This window comes from Micromonospora sp. NPDC047740 (assembly GCF_043204735.1).
Classification (GTDB): domain Bacteria; phylum Actinomycetota; class Actinomycetes; order Mycobacteriales; family Micromonosporaceae; genus Micromonospora.
In genome coordinates this window covers 116,649-132,732 of record NZ_JBIDCT010000013.1, presented here as the reverse complement: position 1 = coordinate 132,732, position 16,084 = coordinate 116,649, and the positions used below count along the sequence as shown (strand labels likewise).

The window sequence follows — 16,084 nt, the reverse complement described above, 5'->3', positions numbered from 1 at the left end:
TTCAGCCCTTGACCGCGCCGGCGAGCGACCCGGACGAGAGCCGGCGTTGCATGAACGCGAAGAAGATCAGGCTGGGCAGGGTGGCGAGCAGGGATCCGGCCGCGAGGGGCCCAAGCCGGGCGGTGCCCTCGATGCCGACGAACCGGGCCAGGGCGACCGGCAGGGTCGCCAGCTCGGGCGTCTTGACCAGCACCAGGGCGAAGAAGAACTCGTTCCAGGCGGAGATGAAGGAGAACAGCGCGGTCGCCACGATGCCCGGCGCGAGCAGCGGGAAGACCACCCGGCGCAGCACCTGGAGCCGGCTGGCGCCGTCGACGGCGGCCGCTTCCTCCAGGTCGCGGGGGATGTTGCGGACGAAGCCCTGCAGCATCCACAGGGCGAACGGCAGCGCCCAGACCACGTAGATCAGCACCAGCCCGGCGTGCGTGTTGGCCAGCCCGACCTGCCGCAGGATCAGGAAGATCGGGATGATCAGCAGGACGAATGGGAAGAGCTGCGACAGCAGCACCCAGCCGAGCGCGACGGTGCCGAGCCTCGTGCGGAACCGGGCGAGGGCGTACGAGGCGGGCAGCGCGACCAGCACGGTGAGCAGGGCCGAGGCGAGCGATACCTGGAGGCTGTTCAGCGCGGCCCGGCCGAGTTGCTGCTCGGTGAAGGCCTGCACGAAGTTCTGCACGGTCGGGTTGCTGGGGATCAGCGTGGGGTGCAGCTGGACCAGTTCCCGGGGCGGCTTGAACGCGGTGGAGAGCAGCCAGACCAGCGGGAACCCGAGGAAGATCAGGTAGCCGGTCAGCGCGAGATATTGCAGCGTGCGCCCGGTGCGGCTCGGCTTTCCGAACATGTCAGTTCGCCTCCCTCAACCGGCGACGCAGATAGACGGCGAGCAGCGCGACGATGATCACGACCATGACGTTGCCGAGGGCGGCGGCGTATCCGTAGTTGCCGTAGCGGAACGCCTCCTCGTAGGCGAAGAGCATCGGCAGCATCGTCTTGCCGCCCGGCCCGCCCGCGGTGAGCACGTAGACCAGGCCGAACGAGTTGAAGTTCCAGATGAAGTCCAGCGAGGTGATCGCCACGATCACCGGCGCGATGGCGGGCAGGGTGACGTTGCGGAAGCGGTGCCAGGTGCTGGCGCCGTCGACCGCGGCCGCCTCGTGCAGCTCGCGCGGCACACCCTGCAACCCCGCCAGGAGTACGACGGTGGTCTGCGGCATGCCGGCCCAGACCCCCACCAGGATCACCGCGGGTAGCGCGGTGCTGAAGTCGCCGAGCCAGTTGGTGCGCAGCCCGTCGGCGCCGATGCGGTGGAAGAACTCGTTCAGCAGGCCGGCGTCCGGGTGGTAGACGAGCTTCCACAGGATGCCGACCACCACCGGCGGCATCGCCCACGGCACCACGGACAGCACCCGGGCCACGCCGCGGAAGCGCAGCTGCTGGTTGAGCAGCAGGGCCAGGCCGAGGGCGAGCAGGAACTGCAGCACGGTCACGCCGACCGCCCAGAGCAGGCCGATCTTGAAGGAGTTCCAGAACAGCTCGTCGCCGAGCAGGTCGCGGTAGTTGGCCAGCCCGGTGAAGCTGATCTCGACGTGGCGTCCGGCGCGGGCGTCGGTGAAGCCGAGGTAGATGCCGCGCAGCAGCGGGAACACCGACAGCACCACGATAGGCAGCAGCGACGGGAGCAGCAGCAGGTAGATGCCCATCCGGTCGGACCGGGACCGGGCCACCCGCGGCCCGTCGGCGGGGGCGACGTCGGGCCGTTCGGCCAGGGTGGTCATGCCGTCACCTCCGGGGTACGCGGTGCGGGCAGAGTTACGTCGGTCGCGGGCCCGGTGGCGCTGGAGGCGCGGACGGCGAGGCTGGGCGCGACCTGTTCCCGCCGCGGCGGCAGGGCCGGGTCGGCAATGCGTTGCAGCAGCAGCTCGGCGGCGCGCCGACCACGTTCGGCGGAGCCGAGGGAGACGCTGGACAGCTGCGGGAACATCATCCGGGCCAGCTCGGTGTCGTCCATGCCGACCAGCGCGACGTCCTGCGGGACGCGGTGGCCGGCGGCCAGCAGGGCGTGCAGCGCGCCGACGGCGATCAGGTCGTTGGCGCAGACCAGCGCGTCGGGGCGGGCCCGAGCGAGCAGCCGTTCGGTGGCGGCGCGGCCGGCGGCGTACCGGAAGTCGCCGACCTCGACGAGGCGCTCGTCGAGGTCGATGCCGTGGGCGGCCAGGGCGGCCCGGAAGCCGGCGTCGCGGGCGGCGCCGGGGACGGTGTCGAGCGGGCCGTTGACGAACCCGATCCGCCGCCGCCCGGCCGCGACCAGGTGGTCGACCGCCAGCCCCACGCCGGTACGCGAGTCGGTGCGCACGTTGTCCACCGGCGCGTCGGCGCCGAGCTGGCCGACCACGACCACCGGTACGGGGCTGTCGACCAGCGCGGCGAGGTGGTCGTCGGTGACCCGGATCGGCGAGACGATCATCCCGTCGACGTAGCGGTGGGCGAGCCGGCGCAGCAGCGCGGTCTCGTTGGCGATCTGCCCGCCGGTGGCGTGCACCAGCAGTTGCCGGCCGGAGGCGGCGACCACCGACTCGATGGCCCGCATCATCTCGACGTAGACGGGGTTGCCGATGTCCTCGACGGCGAGCGCGACCAGGCCGGTGCGCTGCGACTGAAGCGAGCGGCCGATGGCGTTGGGCACGTAGCCGACCTCGGCCGCCGCCTCGCGCACCTTGCGGACGGTCTCCGGGCTGCCGCCGACGCCGTTGAGCACGCGGGAGGCGGACGCGATGGAGACACCGGCGCGGGCGGCGACGGTGTGGACGGTGGGCCGGCCGTCGGCCGACTCCTGTAAACGTTTACGACCCACGCCCCGCACCTCCACCTGTCTGCTGTAAACGTTTCCGGGAGTCTGCGCCGAGCCGGCGATCAGGTCAAGGGCTCGTTACGAAAACGTTTCCAACCGGGGCCGACCGGCCCGTGGCCCGGCACGGCGATCGCCCCCGGCCACGGCGCTGCTCCTGCTCACCGCCGGCTGCGGGCGACCGGCAACCGCCCGGGCGACCCATGCGACATCGCCCCGCCCGAGTTGACCATTCTGGGCCACATTCGACCCTCCATCCGGGACACAGATCGATTCTCGCCCCCGCCACCCCCTAGCGCTGCGCGCATTCGTGGCAATATCCTCCGTCTCACGCGCGGCTCTTGAAGTTCCTTTTCATGCCCTGGTCCTTGCCCGGCCGCGGAGGAGACGACATGCACTTCAACCACCCTGAGCTGGACCGCCGCACCCTGCTGCGGGCCGGATTCGGCGCCGCCGCGGTCGCGGTCGTCGGGAGCGAGCTCGCCTTCCCGGCCGCCGCGCAGGCCGCGCCCGGCGCGAACCTCGACTGGATCATCAGCTGCGACGAGTGGGGCGCACGCCCCCCGGCGGACCCGCTGTCGATCAGCGCCATCGCCACCAACAAGATCATCGTGCACCACATGGCGTTCCCGAACAGCACGGACTACTCCGAGGAGCACGCCAAGCAGCTGGCCCGCGACTGCCAGGACCTGCACATGGACGGCAACGGGTGGTCGGACACCGGGCAGCACTTCACGGTCAGCCGGGGCGGGCACGTCCTGGAGGGCCGGCACGGCAGCCTGGAGCGGCTCCAGGCCGGCGACCGGCAGATGATCTCGGCGCACTGCCCCGGCGAGAACGGCCGGGCCATCGGCATCGAGAACGAGGGCACGTACGTCACCGACACGCCGCCGCGGGAACTGCTCGACTCGCTGGTCAAGCTCTGCACCACCATCTGCCAGCAGTACGGCCTGCACGCGCACGACATCTTCGGCCACTGGGACTTCCGGGCCACGCTGTGCCCCGGCGCGATGTTCTACCGGGAGTTCCCCACCCTGCGCCGCCGGGTCTTCGCCGAGCTCGGCACCAACCTTGCCGACGTGCCGGCCCGCCGGTGGCCGGACATCTGGCGGTTCGTCGGCGGCCCGGTGGTCCGCGTCGCCCAGTACCTGCTCACCTTCCGCGGCTACACCGTCCCGGTCAACGGCGTCTTCAACGCAGCCACCGTCGCCGCCGTGCAGGACTGGCAGGCCCGCAACGGCATCCCGGTCGACATCGACGCCACCCTCACCGCGCCGACCTGGGAGACCCTGGCGCCCGAGCTGGACAAGGACGCGACCGGAATCCCGGTCACCGCGGTGCAGTTCATGCTCAACTCCAAGGGCTACGCCGACGTGGCGATCACCGGCGAGTACGACTACGTGACCAAGAAGGCCCTCAAGGACCTGCAGCACCTGCACGGTCTGGACCCGAACGGCAAGGTCAGCACCACCACCTGGTGTGCGCTGGTGGGGGGTGTGGTGCGGCAGTCCTTCCAGCAGGACTGACGTACCGGCGGGGAGAGCGGTGGGGGTGGCAACGGTGCCACCCCCACCGCGTCCGTTTCGGTACGACTCGCCCAGCACACGTCATTGTCCCTGCCGCACCCGGCTGCGACGATGACCCTCGTCAAGGACGAAGGAGGGTCGCACAATGGCGTCTCGGCTCAACCCGTACCTCAGCTTCCGCGACAACGCGCGGCAGGCCATGGAGTTCTATCAGAACGTGTTCGGCGGCAACCTGACGCTGAGCACCTTCGGCGAGGCCGGCAACCCGGATCCGGCGGTGGCCAACCAGGTCATGCACGCCATGCTGGAGACCGACCGGGGGTTCACCCTGATGGCCTCCGACACCCCGCCGGAGATGGAATACAGCCCCGGCAACAACATCTCGATCAGCGTGAGCGGCGACGACGCCGACGAGCTGCGCGGCTACTGGAAGCAGCTCGCCGAAGGCGGCACGGTCTCGGTGCCGCTGGAGAAGCAGATGTGGGGCGACGAGTTCGGCATGTGCGTGGACCGGTTCGGCATCGGCTGGATGGTCAACATCGCCCAGCGGCAGGCCTGACCCGGGCAACGGCCGCGACGCGCGGGCCGGCGCGCCTGAGGAACCTCGGGCGCTGAGGTCCGGCAGGAGCGGCCGGTCGTGCGCCCCGGCAGGACGGCCCGAATACGATCATCAGGTGGCCGGCGTCGACGACATCCCCCGCGACCGGGCGGGACGATGACCGGCGCGGCGACAGGTGGCGGCACGGTGCCGATCGGGCCGACCCTGGTGGTCGCCCTCACCGGGCTCACCCTGGCCGGTGCCGTGGTGCTGCGGCTGTCCGGGCTCGGCCGGGCGCGGGCCGTGCTGGGCGCGGCGGGCCGGGCCACCATCCAGCTCGGTGCCGTCTCGCTGATCATCGTCGCGGTGCTGCGGGCATGGTGGAGCACCGCCGCGTTCATCCTGCTCATGTACGTGGTCGCCAGCGTCACCGCGGGACGGCGCATCGGGCCGGCCGTCCCGCGCCGGGTCGCGCCGCTGGCCATCGCGGTCGGGGTGGTGCCGAGTCTCGCCGTACTCCTGGCCAGTCGGGCCCTGCCCGCGACGCCGCTGGTGGTGCTGCCGACGGCCGGCATCCTGATCGGCGGGGCGATGACCGCGGCGAGCCTGGCCGGCCGGCGGACCCTCGACGAGCTGCGCACCCGGCACGGCGAGTACGAGGCGGGGCTGGCCCTGGGGCTGCTCCCCCGCGACGCCGCGCTGGAGATCTGCCGGCCGGCCGCCGGGCAGGCTCTCATCCCGGCGCTGGACCAGACCCGCACGGTCGGGCTGGTCACCCTGCCGGGCGCGTTCGTCGGTGTGCTGCTCGGCGGGGCGGGCCCGCTCCAGGCCGGGGCGACCCAGCTGCTCATCCTGATCACCCTGCTCGCCGTGGAGGCGGTGGCGATCGCCCTCGCCGTGGAGTTGCTCGTCCGCCACCAGGCGCGGATCCAGCCCTGAGCCCGGCGGGCACGTGTACCGGCCGTCCGACCGGGTACAGGCGTGCCCGATGACCAGGGTGCGCAACCTCCGCGTCCGGCCCGACCTGCTCTACGTGGCGAGTGGGTGGAGCACGCTGGTCACCGACGTGCGTTGCCGGGTCACCGGAACCGACCCGCAGGGATTCTTCGCCCGCAACACCCGGGTGCTCAGCGTCGAGCAGGTCACGGTCGACGGCCGGGAGCCGATCCCGTTCAGCGCGGCGAACGTGCTGGGCAGCTCCCAGCTGTCGTACGCCGCGTTGGGTGACGGGGAAGAGCTGCCGTCCCGGGCTGCCTACCTGCTGACCGAACGGTTCGTCGGTGCGGGGCTGCGGACCAGGCTGACCGTGGTCAGCTACGCTCAGCAGCCGCTGCGGCTGGCGCTGGCGATCCGGGTCGAGGCGGACTTCGCCGACAGCGTCGAGGCCGAGACGGGCCGCCGGCTGCAGACCGGCGATGTCGGTACGGACTGGGACGCCGCGGCGCAGGAGCTCCGCCTGACCTACCTGCGCGACGACATCGACCGTGCGGTCGCCGTCGCGGTGCGCGCCGACACCCCCGTTCGGTACGCCGACGGCGCGTTCGCGGTCGAGGTCGAGGTGTCGCCGCGCGGCGCCGCCCGGGTGGACCTGATCGTGGAGCCGATCTTCGACGGCGCGCGCCTGCCCGCGCCCCCGGCCAGCTTCGCCGGTGGCACCGACGCGGCCGCCCGGGCCCGAGGCCTGCTGGTCAGCGAATTCGCCGGGTTGACCAGCAGCAACTTCGACGTCACGGCGGCCTGGCGGAACGCGGTGGAGGAACTGGCCGTGCTGCCGCTCGGCGAACCAGCCGGGCCGACCGCGCCGATGGCCGGGCTGCCCATGTACCAGGAGATCTTCGGCCGGGACACGATGACCGCCTCCTGGCAGGCGCTGCTGGCCGGGCCGACGATGCTGGCCGACAGTCTGCGGCTCAACGCCCAGCACCTCGGGCAGCGATTCGACGACTGGCGGGACGAGGAACCCGGCAAGCCGCTGCACGAGGCCCGCCGGGGCCCGGTCTCGGTGCTCGGCCTGGACCCGTACACCGCCTACTACGGCGACTGGTCCACCGCCCCGGACTTCCTGGTCTTCCTCGGGCAGTACCTGGCCTGGACCGGCGACCTGGACACGGTGCGGGACCTGCTGCCGACCGCCCGGCAAGCCCTGAACTGGATCGAACGGTATGGGGATCCCGACGGCGACGGCTTCCTCGAGTACCACCACCGCTCCCGGGGCGGCCTGAAGAACCAGGGGTGGAAGGACTCGGACACCGCCATCGTCGACGAGGACGGGCAGGTGGTGCCCAACCCGATCGCGACCAGCGAACTGCAGGGCTACTGGTACGCCGCGCTGCGCCACGCCGCCGTGGTGTTCACCGTGGCCGGCCACCCGGCCCGGGGCGCCGCGCTGCTGGCCCGGGCCCGTGCCCTACGGCGGCGCTTCCACGTCGCGTACTGGCTGCCGGACCGGGGCTGCTACGCGATGGCGCTCGGGCCGGACCGGCGGCCGGTGCGGTCGACCAACTCCAACGACGGGCACCTGCTCACCACCGGCATCGTCCCGGCCCGGGCCGCCGCCCGGGTGGTCGACCGGCTGTTCGCGCCCGACATGTTCAGCGGTTGGGGGGTCCGGACGTTGTCGGCGGAGCATCCGGCGTACAACCCGTTCAGCTACCACCGGGGCAGTGTCTGGCCGGTGGAGGCCGGGACCATCGGGCTCGGGCTGGCCCGGTACGGGTGCTGGGAGCACCTGCACCGGTTGGCCGAGGGGATGTTCGCCGCGGCGGCGCTGTTCGAGGAGCACCGCCTGCCCGAGGCGCTCAGCGGCCTGCCCCGAGACGCCGACCATCCGCACCCCGGCGTGTACCCGAACTCCTGCGCTCCGCAGGCGTGGTCGGCCAGCGCGATCGTGGCGCTGGTGCAGGCGCTGCTGGCGCTGCGCCCGGTCGCGCCCCTGCGGACGATCATCGTGGACCCGCACCTGCCCGACTGGCTGCCGGACCTGCGGCTGGAGGGCGTACAGGTGGGGGGCGCCACCGTCGACCTGACCGTGCGCCGCCGGCGCGGCGGACGGACCTCGATCAGCGCGCGCGGGGACCGGCTGGCGGTGATCCGGCGTCCCCCGCGGCAGGCGGTCTCCCGCCGTGGGCGGCGGGCCTGGGCGGTCGAGCGGGTGGGCCGGCACGTGTAGTCCGGCGGTGGCGGGGAAAGCGCCCTCACCTGAACAGACAGGAGGGTTGGCATGGAGAGTCGCGCCAAGGCGATGGGGCACGGGATCCACCCCATCCTGATCGTGTTCCCGCTGGGCCTGCTCGCCACTTCGGTGATCTTCGACATCCTGTACCTGATCACCGACCGGGCGGGTTTCCAGATCTCCGCGGCGTACACGATCGCCGCGGGTGTCATCGGCGGCCTGATCGCCGGGGTGTTCGGCCTGGTCGACTGGCTGTCCATCCCCGCCGGCACCCGCGCGAAGCGGGTCGGCGCGGTCCACGGCCTCGGCAACGTGGTGGTGCTGCTGCTGTTCGCGGCGAGCTGGTTCCTGCGGCTGTCCGCGACGAACTGGGAACCCCCTGCGGCGGCTCTGGGCTGCAGCTTCGTCGGCATCGTGCTGGCCGGCTTCACGGGCTGGCTCGGCGGTGAGCTGGTCGAGCGGCTCGGCGTCGGCGTCAGCGACCAGGCGGGGGTGAACGCGCCGAGTTCGCTGTCGCGCGGCGCCGCCGGCCGGCCCCACACGCGGGGCGCCTGACGGACCGCGGCGACGAGGGGGGTACGCGCATGCGGGCGATCACGCTGGTCGCGGAGGGAGGGAAACCCGCCCTCCGCGACCTGCCCCAGCCCAGCCCCGGCCCCGGTGAGGTGCTCGTGCGGGTCCGGGCGTCCTCGGTCAACGGCTTCGACAAGAAGGCGGCGGCCGGGATGATGAAGGGCGGGCTCGAGTACCGGTACCCGGTCGTGCTCGGCAAGGACTTCGCCGGCGAGGTCGCCGGGCTCGGCGACGGGGTGACCCGCTTCCGCGTCGGCGACCCGGTGTTCGGCGTGGTGATGCGGTCCTACCTGGGCGACGGCTCGTGGGCCGAGCACGTGGCGGTCGGCGAACAGTTCGGCATCACCCGCCTTCCCGCAGGTCTCGACCCGTCGACCGCCGGGGCGCTCGGGCTGGCCGGCGCCACCGCGGTCGACGTGGTGAACGCCGTCGCACCCGGTCAGGGAGACACCGTCCTGGTCGCCGGCGCGACCGGCGGCGTCGGCGCGCTCGCCGTCCAGTACGCCACCGCGGCCGGCGCGCGGGTCGTCGCCACCGCCCGCGCCGGCGCCGCCACGGACTTCGTTCGGAAGCTGGGCGCCGCCGAGGTGGTGGACTACACCGGCGACCTGAGTGCCCAGGTCCGCGCGGTAGCCCCGGACGGGGTGTCCGCGGTGGTACACCTGGCCGGTGACGGCATGGAACTCGCCGGGCTGCTCGCCTTCGAGGGGCGCCTTGCCTCGACCATCGGCTTCGGCCCCGACCAGCATCCGGCCGCCACGTCGATCATGGGCAGCCCGAGCCCCGAGACACTCGACCGGCTCGCCGGCGACCTCGCGGCCGGTCGGCTGCACGTGCCGGTCACCCGTCGCTACGATCTGGCCGAGGTACCCAAAGCACTCGGCGACTTCGCGGGCGCACTGGGCAAGCTCGCGATCACCGTCTCCTGACCGACGCACGACCAACGGCCGGCGGCCGCCCTGGACCGGGGCGGCCGCCGGTCTGTCGCACGTGTCCCTGCCGTCTGACACTGCTCTCGGAGCTGGTGGAACCGCCCGAACGGCGGTGTCCACGATGGTCGTCGCGGCGCTACCGTACGCCCTGGTTACCCGACGCGGATCATCCGCTGGAGAGAGGACCGGGGCATGGACGGCAGAACACGTTTCCGACTGACCCGGCTGGTCACCGCCGCCGCCGTCGTGGCGGCCAGCCTGGGGCTTCTCCCAGCGCCGGCGCAGGCGGAGGCCGGGCCCAAGGTGACGGTGCTGACCCGCAACCTCTATCTCGGCGGCGACCTCACTCCGTCGATGACCGCGCCGACCCTGCCGGCGTTCCTGGCCGCCAACGCGGCCCTGCTCAGCCACGTCGACCGGATGGACTTCCCCGCCCGGGCGCGGCTGGTCGCCGCGGAGATCCGCGAGCGCAAGCCCGACCTGGTCGGCCTGCAGGAGGTGGCGCTGTGGCGCACGGGGCCGCTCGGCGATCCGGCGCCGGCCACCACGCTCCGGTACGACTACCTGGCCCTGCTGATGTCCGAGCTGGCCGGCTCCGGCCACCGGTACGAAGTGGCGGTGGTGCAGAACGAGGCGGACCTGGAGGCCCCGGCGGGGGCGCCGCACAACGTGGACGCCCGGCTCACCATGCGCGACGTGATCCTGGTGCGGCACGGCGGCCGGGTGAAGGTGACCGGGACGTCGTCGGGGAACTTCGTGCACAATCTGGTGACCCCGCTCCCGCCGGTCGGTGGCAGCGCCACCAGCACCCGCGGCTGGACGGCGGTGGACGTGGCGCAGGGCAGCCGGACCTACCGGTTCGTCAACACCCACCTGGAGGCGTTCCACCCGGGCGTCCGGGTGCTGCAGGCGCAGGAGCTGCTGCAGGGACCGCTGCGCACCACCGGCCGGCTGATCCTCGTCGGGGATCTCAACACCGGGCCGGAACTGCCCGATCCGAACAACCGGCTCGCGTACTTCACGCTGGTGGGCGGCGGCATGATCGACACCTGGCCGGTCCTGCACCCCGGAGACCCCGGGTACACCTCGGGGCTGGGCGACGATCTGAACCAGCCGGCCGGCGACGTCGAGCACCGGATCGACATGGTTCTGGTCAAGGGCGCGGTCGTGCCGGTGCGCAGCGAGGTCTTCGGCACCGAGCGGCAGACCCCGGACGGCCGGTGGGCGTCGGACCATCTGGGGCACGCCGCGGTGCTCGCGCTGCCGTGACCGGTCCCCGCCGCTGAGCCGACCCGGGCGCCGCCGCGGTGCCCGGGCCGGCGCTGAGTTGACCTGTTTTCGGCAGGTCAGCGGAGCATTGTCGAACACCTGTGCGAACATGTGTTCGTGTCGGGCGAGGCCACCATCCTGCATGCCGACCTGGACGCCTTCTACGCGTCGGTCGAGCAGCGCGACGATCCCCGGCTGCGCGGTCGGCCGGTGATCGTCGGCGGTGGCGTGGTGCTGGCGGCCAGCTACGAGGCCAAGGCCCGGGGCGTACGCAGCGCGATGGGCGGGCGGCAGGCGCTACGGCTGTGCCCGGAGGCGATCGTGGTGCGGCCGCGGATGGCCGCGTACACGGCGGCGAGCCGGTCGGTGTTCGAGATCTTCCGGCAGACCACGCCGCTGGTGGAGGGGCTCTCCATCGACGAGGCGTTCCTCGACGTGGGCGGGCTGCGCCGGCTGGTCGGCCCGCCGGCCGACATCGCGGCCCGGCTGCGCCGGGAGGTACGCGAGCGGGTCGGCCTGCCGATCACCGTCGGCGTGGCCCGGACGAAGTTCCTCGCCAAGGTGGCCAGCGGGGTGGCCAAGCCGGACGGGCTGCTGGTCGTCGAGCCCGGGCGCGAGCTGGCGTTCCTGCATCCGCTGCCGGTGGAGCGGCTGTGGGGCGTCGGCCCGGTGACCGCGACGAAGCTGCGCGACCGGGGCATCCGTACCGTGGGGCAGGTGGCGCGGCTGGACGAGCCGACCCTGGTGTCGCTGCTCGGCGGTGGTGCCGGCCGCCACCTGCACGCCCTCGCCCACAACCGCGACCCCCGCCGGGTCCAGGTCGGGCGGCGCCGGTCGTCGATGGGTGCCCAGCACGCGCTGGGCCGGGAGCCGCACTCCCCCGCCGAGCTCGACGCCGTGCTGGCCGGGCTGGTCGACCGGGTGACCGGGCGGATGCGCGCGGCGCGGCGCACCGGCCGTACGGTCACCCTGCGGCTGCGCTTCGCCGACTACACCCGGGCGACCCGCTCGCACACCATCGACAAGGCGACCGCGCAGACCCGGCCCCTGCTCGAGGCCGCCCGCGCGTTGCTGCGGGCGGCGCTGCCGGAGATCGACGCCCGGGGTGTGACGCTGATCGGGGTGGCCGTCGGCAACCTCGACACCGGGCACGTGCAGCTGACGCTGCCGTTCACCCGCGACCCGGGCGCGGAGCTGGATGCGGCGGTGGACGCCGTCCGGGACCGGTTCGGCTCGTCGGCGCTGACCCGGGCCGTGCTGCTCGGTCGGGATCCCGGCCTGGAGATGCCCCGCCTGCCCGACTGAGCGGCGTTGGGACGACCACGGCCTCGGCCCGGTGCCGTCGGGCCAACGCGCGGTCGTCCTCTGGACCGACGACACGGCCGCCGCACCGGACGGCAACCCGATCCAGCTCGTCCAGCACCTGCCGCCCCGATAACCGGTCGTCGCGCCCCGGACCGCTGCCGCACAATCAGGCGATCATGAGTACGCGGCTGCGGGCCATCGCCCGCGACACCCTGGACATCCTCGACGCCGGCCGGTACGTCAACGGCCACGGCGAGCCCGTCGAGCTCGCCGGCCCGGTACGCGCCGCTGTCGCCGCCACCCGCCTGCACCTGCCCGACGACCCGCTGCCCACCCCACCCACCGGTGGCGCGGCCCCGGCGGTGGAGGTGACCGGGGAGAGCACGTTGCTGGCCGCCCGCCGCCTCGCCCGAGGCGGGGACGTCGCCGCACTGGTGTTCGCCTCGGCGAAGAACCCGGGCGGCGGGTTCCGCACCGGGGCGCAGGCGCAGGAGGAAAGCATCGCCCGGGCCTCGGCGCTCTTCCCCTGCCTGACCGCGGTCCCCGAGTTCTACGGCTTCCACCGCGAGCAGCGGGACCTGCTCTACAGCGACCGGGTGATCCACTCGCCGCGGGTGCCGGTGTTCCGCGACGACAAGGGTCGGCTGCTCGACGCCGCCCACGAGGTGTCGTTCCTGACCGCCGCCGCCCCCAACCGCGGCGCGGTGCTGCGCAACCAGCCCGCCGACGCCGAGCGGGTCGCCCCGGCGCTGCGGGCCCGGGCCCGTCGGGTGCTGGCCGTCGCCGCCGCACACGGCCACCGGCGTTTGGTGCTCGGCGCGTGGGGCTGCGGGGTGTTCCGCAACGACCCGGCCACGGTGGCGGAGGGGTTCGCGCTGGCCCTGGCCGACGCGGCGGGCTGGTTCGACCAGGTCACCTTCGCGGTGCTCGACCGGGCCGGCGGGCCGGTCCGGGCCGCGTTCGTCGACCGCTTCGGGGTGTCCTGACGGAGGTCAGTACCCCGCCAGCCACCGCCGGCCGGGCGGTGAGGTCCGGCGGGGCAGCCGTCGGCCCCGCCGGGCCGGCCGGTGGTCAGCGGTTCTGCGGGAAGCCGAGGTTGACCCCGCCGTGAGCGGGGTCGGGCCAGCGGCTGGTGACCACCTTGGACCTGACGAAGAAGTTCACCCCCTCCGGCCCGTACGCATGGGCGTCGCCGAACAGGGAGTCCTTCCAGCCGCCGAAGGAGTAGTAGGACACCGGGACCGGGATGGGGACGTTCACCCCGACCATGCCGACCTCGATCTCGTTCTGGTACCGGCGGGCCGCGCCGCCGTCGTTGGTGAAGATGGCGGTGCCGTTGCCCCACGGGTTGGCGTTGACCAGCTCGACGGCCGCGTCGTAGCTGGGCACCCGCAGCACCGACAGCACCGGCCCGAAGATCTCGTCGGTGTAGACGGACATGTCGGTGTCGACGTGATCGAACAGGGTCGGCCCGAGCCAGAAGCCGCCCTGCTCGCCGTCGACGGGGTGGTTCCGCCCGTCGACCACGAGCTGCGCGCCCGCGGCCCGGCCGGCGTCCAGGTACGCCGTCACCCGGTCCCGGTGGGCGCCGGTGACCAGCGGTCCCATCTCGCAGCCGGGGCGGCGGCCGTCGCCGACGTGCAGAGCGGCCATCCGCTCGCTGATCTTGGCGACCAGTTCGTCGCCGACCGGGTCGACCGCGACGACGGCGGAGATGGCCATGCAGCGTTCGCCGGCCGAGCCGAAGCCGGCCGAGACGGCGGCGTCGGCGGCGAGGTCGAGGTCGGCGTCGGGCAGCACGACCATGTGGTTCTTCGCGCCGCCGAGCGCCTGCACCCGCTTCCCGTGCCGGGTGCCGGTCTGGTAGACGTAGCGGGCGATCGGGGTGGAGCCGACGAACGAGACGGCCTTGACGTGCGGGTGCTCGAGGATCCGGTCGACCGCCTCCTTGTCGCCGTGCACCACGTTGCACACCCCGTCCGGCAGCCCGGCCTCCGCGAACAGCTCGGCCAGGAAGTTCGCCGCGGACGGGTCCTTCTCGCTCGGTTTGAGCACCACGGTGTTGCCGCACGCGATGGCGTTCGGCACGAACCACAACGGCACCATGGCCGGGAAGTTGAAGGGGGAGATCACGCCGACCACGCCGAGCGGCTGTCGTAGGGAGTACACGTCGACCTGGGTCGAGGCGTTCTCGCTGTATCCGCCCTTGAGCTGCTGCGGGATGCCGCAGGCGAACTCGACGTTCTCCAACCCGCGCTGGATCTCCCCCGCCGCGTCCGAGAGGACCTTGCCGTGCTCGGCGGTGATGATGGCGGCGAGGTCGGCCCGGCGGGCGTTCAGCAGTTCCCGGAAGGCGAACAGCACGGTGGTCCGCTGGGCGAGGGACGCGGCGCGCCAGCGGGTGAACGCCTCGCGGGCGGTGGCGACCGCCTCGTCGACGACCGCGGCGGTGGCGAAGTCGACCTGTCCGGCGACTTGGCCGGTGGCGGGGTCGTAGACGTCCCCGGTGCGCTCGGGGACGCCGTGCCACGGCTTGCCGCCGATCCAGTGGGTGGTCCTCATCGGGGCTGCACCTCCTTGACTACCGCCTCGATCGACTGGGTGAGGATCTCCAGCGCCTCCTCCGCCTCGGCCCGGGTCAGAGTCATCGGTGGCGCCAGGCGGATGACGTTGCCGTAGAGGCCGCCCTTGCCGACGAGCAGGCCGCGTTCCCGGGTCTCCTCGAGCAGCGCGGTCGCGGCCGCCGGATGGGGCTCGCCGTCGGGGCCGACGAGCTCCAGCGCGATCATCAGGCCTTTGCCGCGCACGTCGCCGACCACGGGATGGGCCGCGGCGACCGCGCGCAGGCCGTCGAGCAGGCGGGTGCCCAGCTGCGCGGCGTTGGCCTGCAGGTCGTGCTCCAGCAGGTAGGTCAGCGACGCCAGCGCGCCGGTGGTGGCCAGCGGGTTGCCGCCGAAGGTGGAGATCGAGTTGGCCCGCAGGCAGTCCATCAGGTCGGCCCGGGCGACCACGCCGCCGATCGCGAGGCCGTTGCCCAGGCCCTTGGCGAAGGTGATCGCGTCGGGTACGACGCCGTGCGCCTGGATGCCCCAGAAGTGCTCGCCGGTGCGGCCCCAGCCGGTCTGCACCTCGTCGGACACGAGGAGGATGCCGTACTCGTCGAGCACCTTCTTGAACTCCCCGAACAGTCCGTCCGGCGGGGAGGCGAAGCCGCCGACCCCCTGGATCGGCTCGACGATCATGCAGGCGACGTCGCCGGCCGTGGTCGTCTCGATGACCTCGCGCAGGTCCGCCACGCACGCCTTGATGTAGTCCGCGTCGGACAGGTCCCGGAACGGGCTGCGGTAGCGGTAGCCGCCGTGCACCCAGCTCACCTTGACCGGGCTGAGCGCGCTGGCCGACCAGCCGCGGATGCCGGTGATCGCGATGGTGGCGAAGGCCCGGCCGTGGTACGAGTTGCGCAGGGCGAGCACCTGTTCGCTGCGGCGATGCTGGGTGGCGAGCATGAGTGCGGTCTCGTTCGCCTCGGTGCCCGAGTTGGCGAAGAACACCTTCGCGTCCGGGATGCCGGACAGCTGCGCGATCTTCTCCGCCAGCTCGACCTGCGACTGGATCAGGTACAGCGTGGACGAGTGCACCACGCCGGTGCCGACCTGCGACCGGATCGCATCGCTGATCTCGGCGACGTCGTAGCCGATGGCGTTGGTGAGGATGCCGGCGAAGAAGTCCAGGTAGGTCCGCCCCTCGCGATCGGTCACCCGGCGGCCGTGCGCGCCAGCGATCTCGATGGGCTGCTCGTAGTACAACGCCAGCCAGTTCGGCAGCACGGATCGGTGTCGGGCCAGCAGCTCGCGGTGGGCCATCGCGTCCTCCCGTAACTCGTCCCCACGGCGAGTGTGGCGGCAATCGTTGTGCAACCGCTAT

14 protein-coding genes are annotated in these 16,084 nt (G+C 72.8%); 9 read left to right on the top strand and 5 right to left on the bottom strand.

What is annotated here, in order from left to right:
* Position 1: 1 nt before the first annotated feature.
* From ACGF4F_RS24095 to ACGF4F_RS24085, 3 genes are read right to left on the bottom strand one after another with little or no spacing between them, the layout of a single operon-like run.
* Positions 2–841 carry a carbohydrate ABC transporter permease gene (locus ACGF4F_RS24095; protein ID WP_357440375.1) on the bottom strand — a complete coding sequence of 280 codons (840 nt, stop codon included), beginning with the start codon at positions 839–841 and terminating at the stop codon, positions 2–4.
* A gap of 1 nt (position 842) precedes the next feature.
* The gene (locus ACGF4F_RS24090; protein ID WP_357440378.1) at positions 843–1,775 is read right to left on the bottom strand and encodes a sugar ABC transporter permease; all 933 of its coding nucleotides are present in this window, start codon (positions 1,773–1,775) and stop codon (positions 843–845) included.
* Positions 1,772–2,851 (bottom strand): LacI family DNA-binding transcriptional regulator, encoded by a 1,080-nt coding sequence (locus ACGF4F_RS24085; RefSeq protein WP_357440380.1) that lies wholly within the window; start codon positions 2,849–2,851, stop codon positions 1,772–1,774. The genes ACGF4F_RS24090 and ACGF4F_RS24085 overlap by 4 nt, the downstream gene beginning before the upstream one ends.
* Positions 2,852–3,237: 386 nt before the next feature.
* Between ACGF4F_RS24085 and ACGF4F_RS24080 the strand changes: the two genes are divergently transcribed.
* The 9 genes from ACGF4F_RS24080 (at position 3,238) to ACGF4F_RS24040 (ending at position 13,146) form a co-directional block, all read left to right on the top strand.
* Positions 3,238–4,371, top strand: coding sequence for an N-acetylmuramoyl-L-alanine amidase (locus ACGF4F_RS24080; RefSeq protein WP_357440383.1), 1,134 nt, complete (start codon positions 3,238–3,240; stop codon positions 4,369–4,371).
* A gap of 145 nt (positions 4,372–4,516) precedes the next feature.
* Complete coding sequence (locus tag ACGF4F_RS24075) at positions 4,517–4,930, top strand: VOC family protein (RefSeq protein ID WP_357440386.1); 414 nt, start codon at positions 4,517–4,519, stop codon at positions 4,928–4,930.
* Positions 4,931–5,116: 186 nt separating this feature from the next.
* On the top strand, positions 5,117–5,848 hold the full coding sequence (locus ACGF4F_RS24070) for an ABC transporter permease (RefSeq protein WP_357440388.1): 732 nt from the start codon (positions 5,117–5,119) through the stop codon (positions 5,846–5,848).
* A gap of 49 nt (positions 5,849–5,897) precedes the next feature.
* Positions 5,898–8,078, top strand: a complete 2,181-nt coding sequence (locus ACGF4F_RS24065; RefSeq protein WP_393080416.1) for a glycogen debranching N-terminal domain-containing protein — start codon at positions 5,898–5,900, stop codon at positions 8,076–8,078.
* A 51-nt stretch (positions 8,079–8,129) separates the two neighbouring features.
* Positions 8,130–8,636, top strand: coding sequence for a DUF2231 domain-containing protein (locus ACGF4F_RS24060; protein ID WP_073838742.1), 507 nt, complete (start codon positions 8,130–8,132; stop codon positions 8,634–8,636).
* A gap of 29 nt (positions 8,637–8,665) precedes the next feature.
* A complete protein-coding gene (locus ACGF4F_RS24055) occupies positions 8,666–9,583 on the top strand; it encodes an NADP-dependent oxidoreductase (protein WP_357440395.1) in 918 nt (305 codons plus the stop codon).
* Between the two features lie 195 nt (positions 9,584–9,778).
* Positions 9,779–10,855, top strand: coding sequence for an endonuclease/exonuclease/phosphatase family protein (locus ACGF4F_RS24050; RefSeq protein WP_393080411.1), 1,077 nt, complete (start codon positions 9,779–9,781; stop codon positions 10,853–10,855).
* 117 nt (positions 10,856–10,972) lie between these two features.
* Positions 10,973–12,160 (top strand): DNA polymerase IV, encoded by a 1,188-nt coding sequence (gene dinB / locus ACGF4F_RS24045; RefSeq protein WP_393080408.1) that lies wholly within the window; start codon positions 10,973–10,975, stop codon positions 12,158–12,160.
* A gap of 176 nt (positions 12,161–12,336) precedes the next feature.
* Positions 12,337–13,146: a TIGR02452 family protein gene (locus tag ACGF4F_RS24040; protein WP_393080404.1), complete on the top strand. Its 810-nt coding sequence runs from the start codon at positions 12,337–12,339 to the stop codon at positions 13,144–13,146.
* A gap of 85 nt (positions 13,147–13,231) precedes the next feature.
* Here the strand turns inward: ACGF4F_RS24040 and ACGF4F_RS24035 are convergent, their stop codons facing one another.
* Positions 13,232–14,722: a CoA-acylating methylmalonate-semialdehyde dehydrogenase gene (locus ACGF4F_RS24035; RefSeq protein ID WP_393080401.1), complete on the bottom strand. Its 1,491-nt coding sequence runs from the start codon at positions 14,720–14,722 to the stop codon at positions 13,232–13,234.
* Positions 14,719–16,023, bottom strand: coding sequence for an aspartate aminotransferase family protein (locus ACGF4F_RS24030; RefSeq protein ID WP_357440409.1), 1,305 nt, complete (start codon positions 16,021–16,023; stop codon positions 14,719–14,721). Before ACGF4F_RS24030 ends, ACGF4F_RS24035 begins: the two co-directional genes overlap by 4 nt.
* Positions 16,024–16,084: the final 61 nt, after the last annotated feature.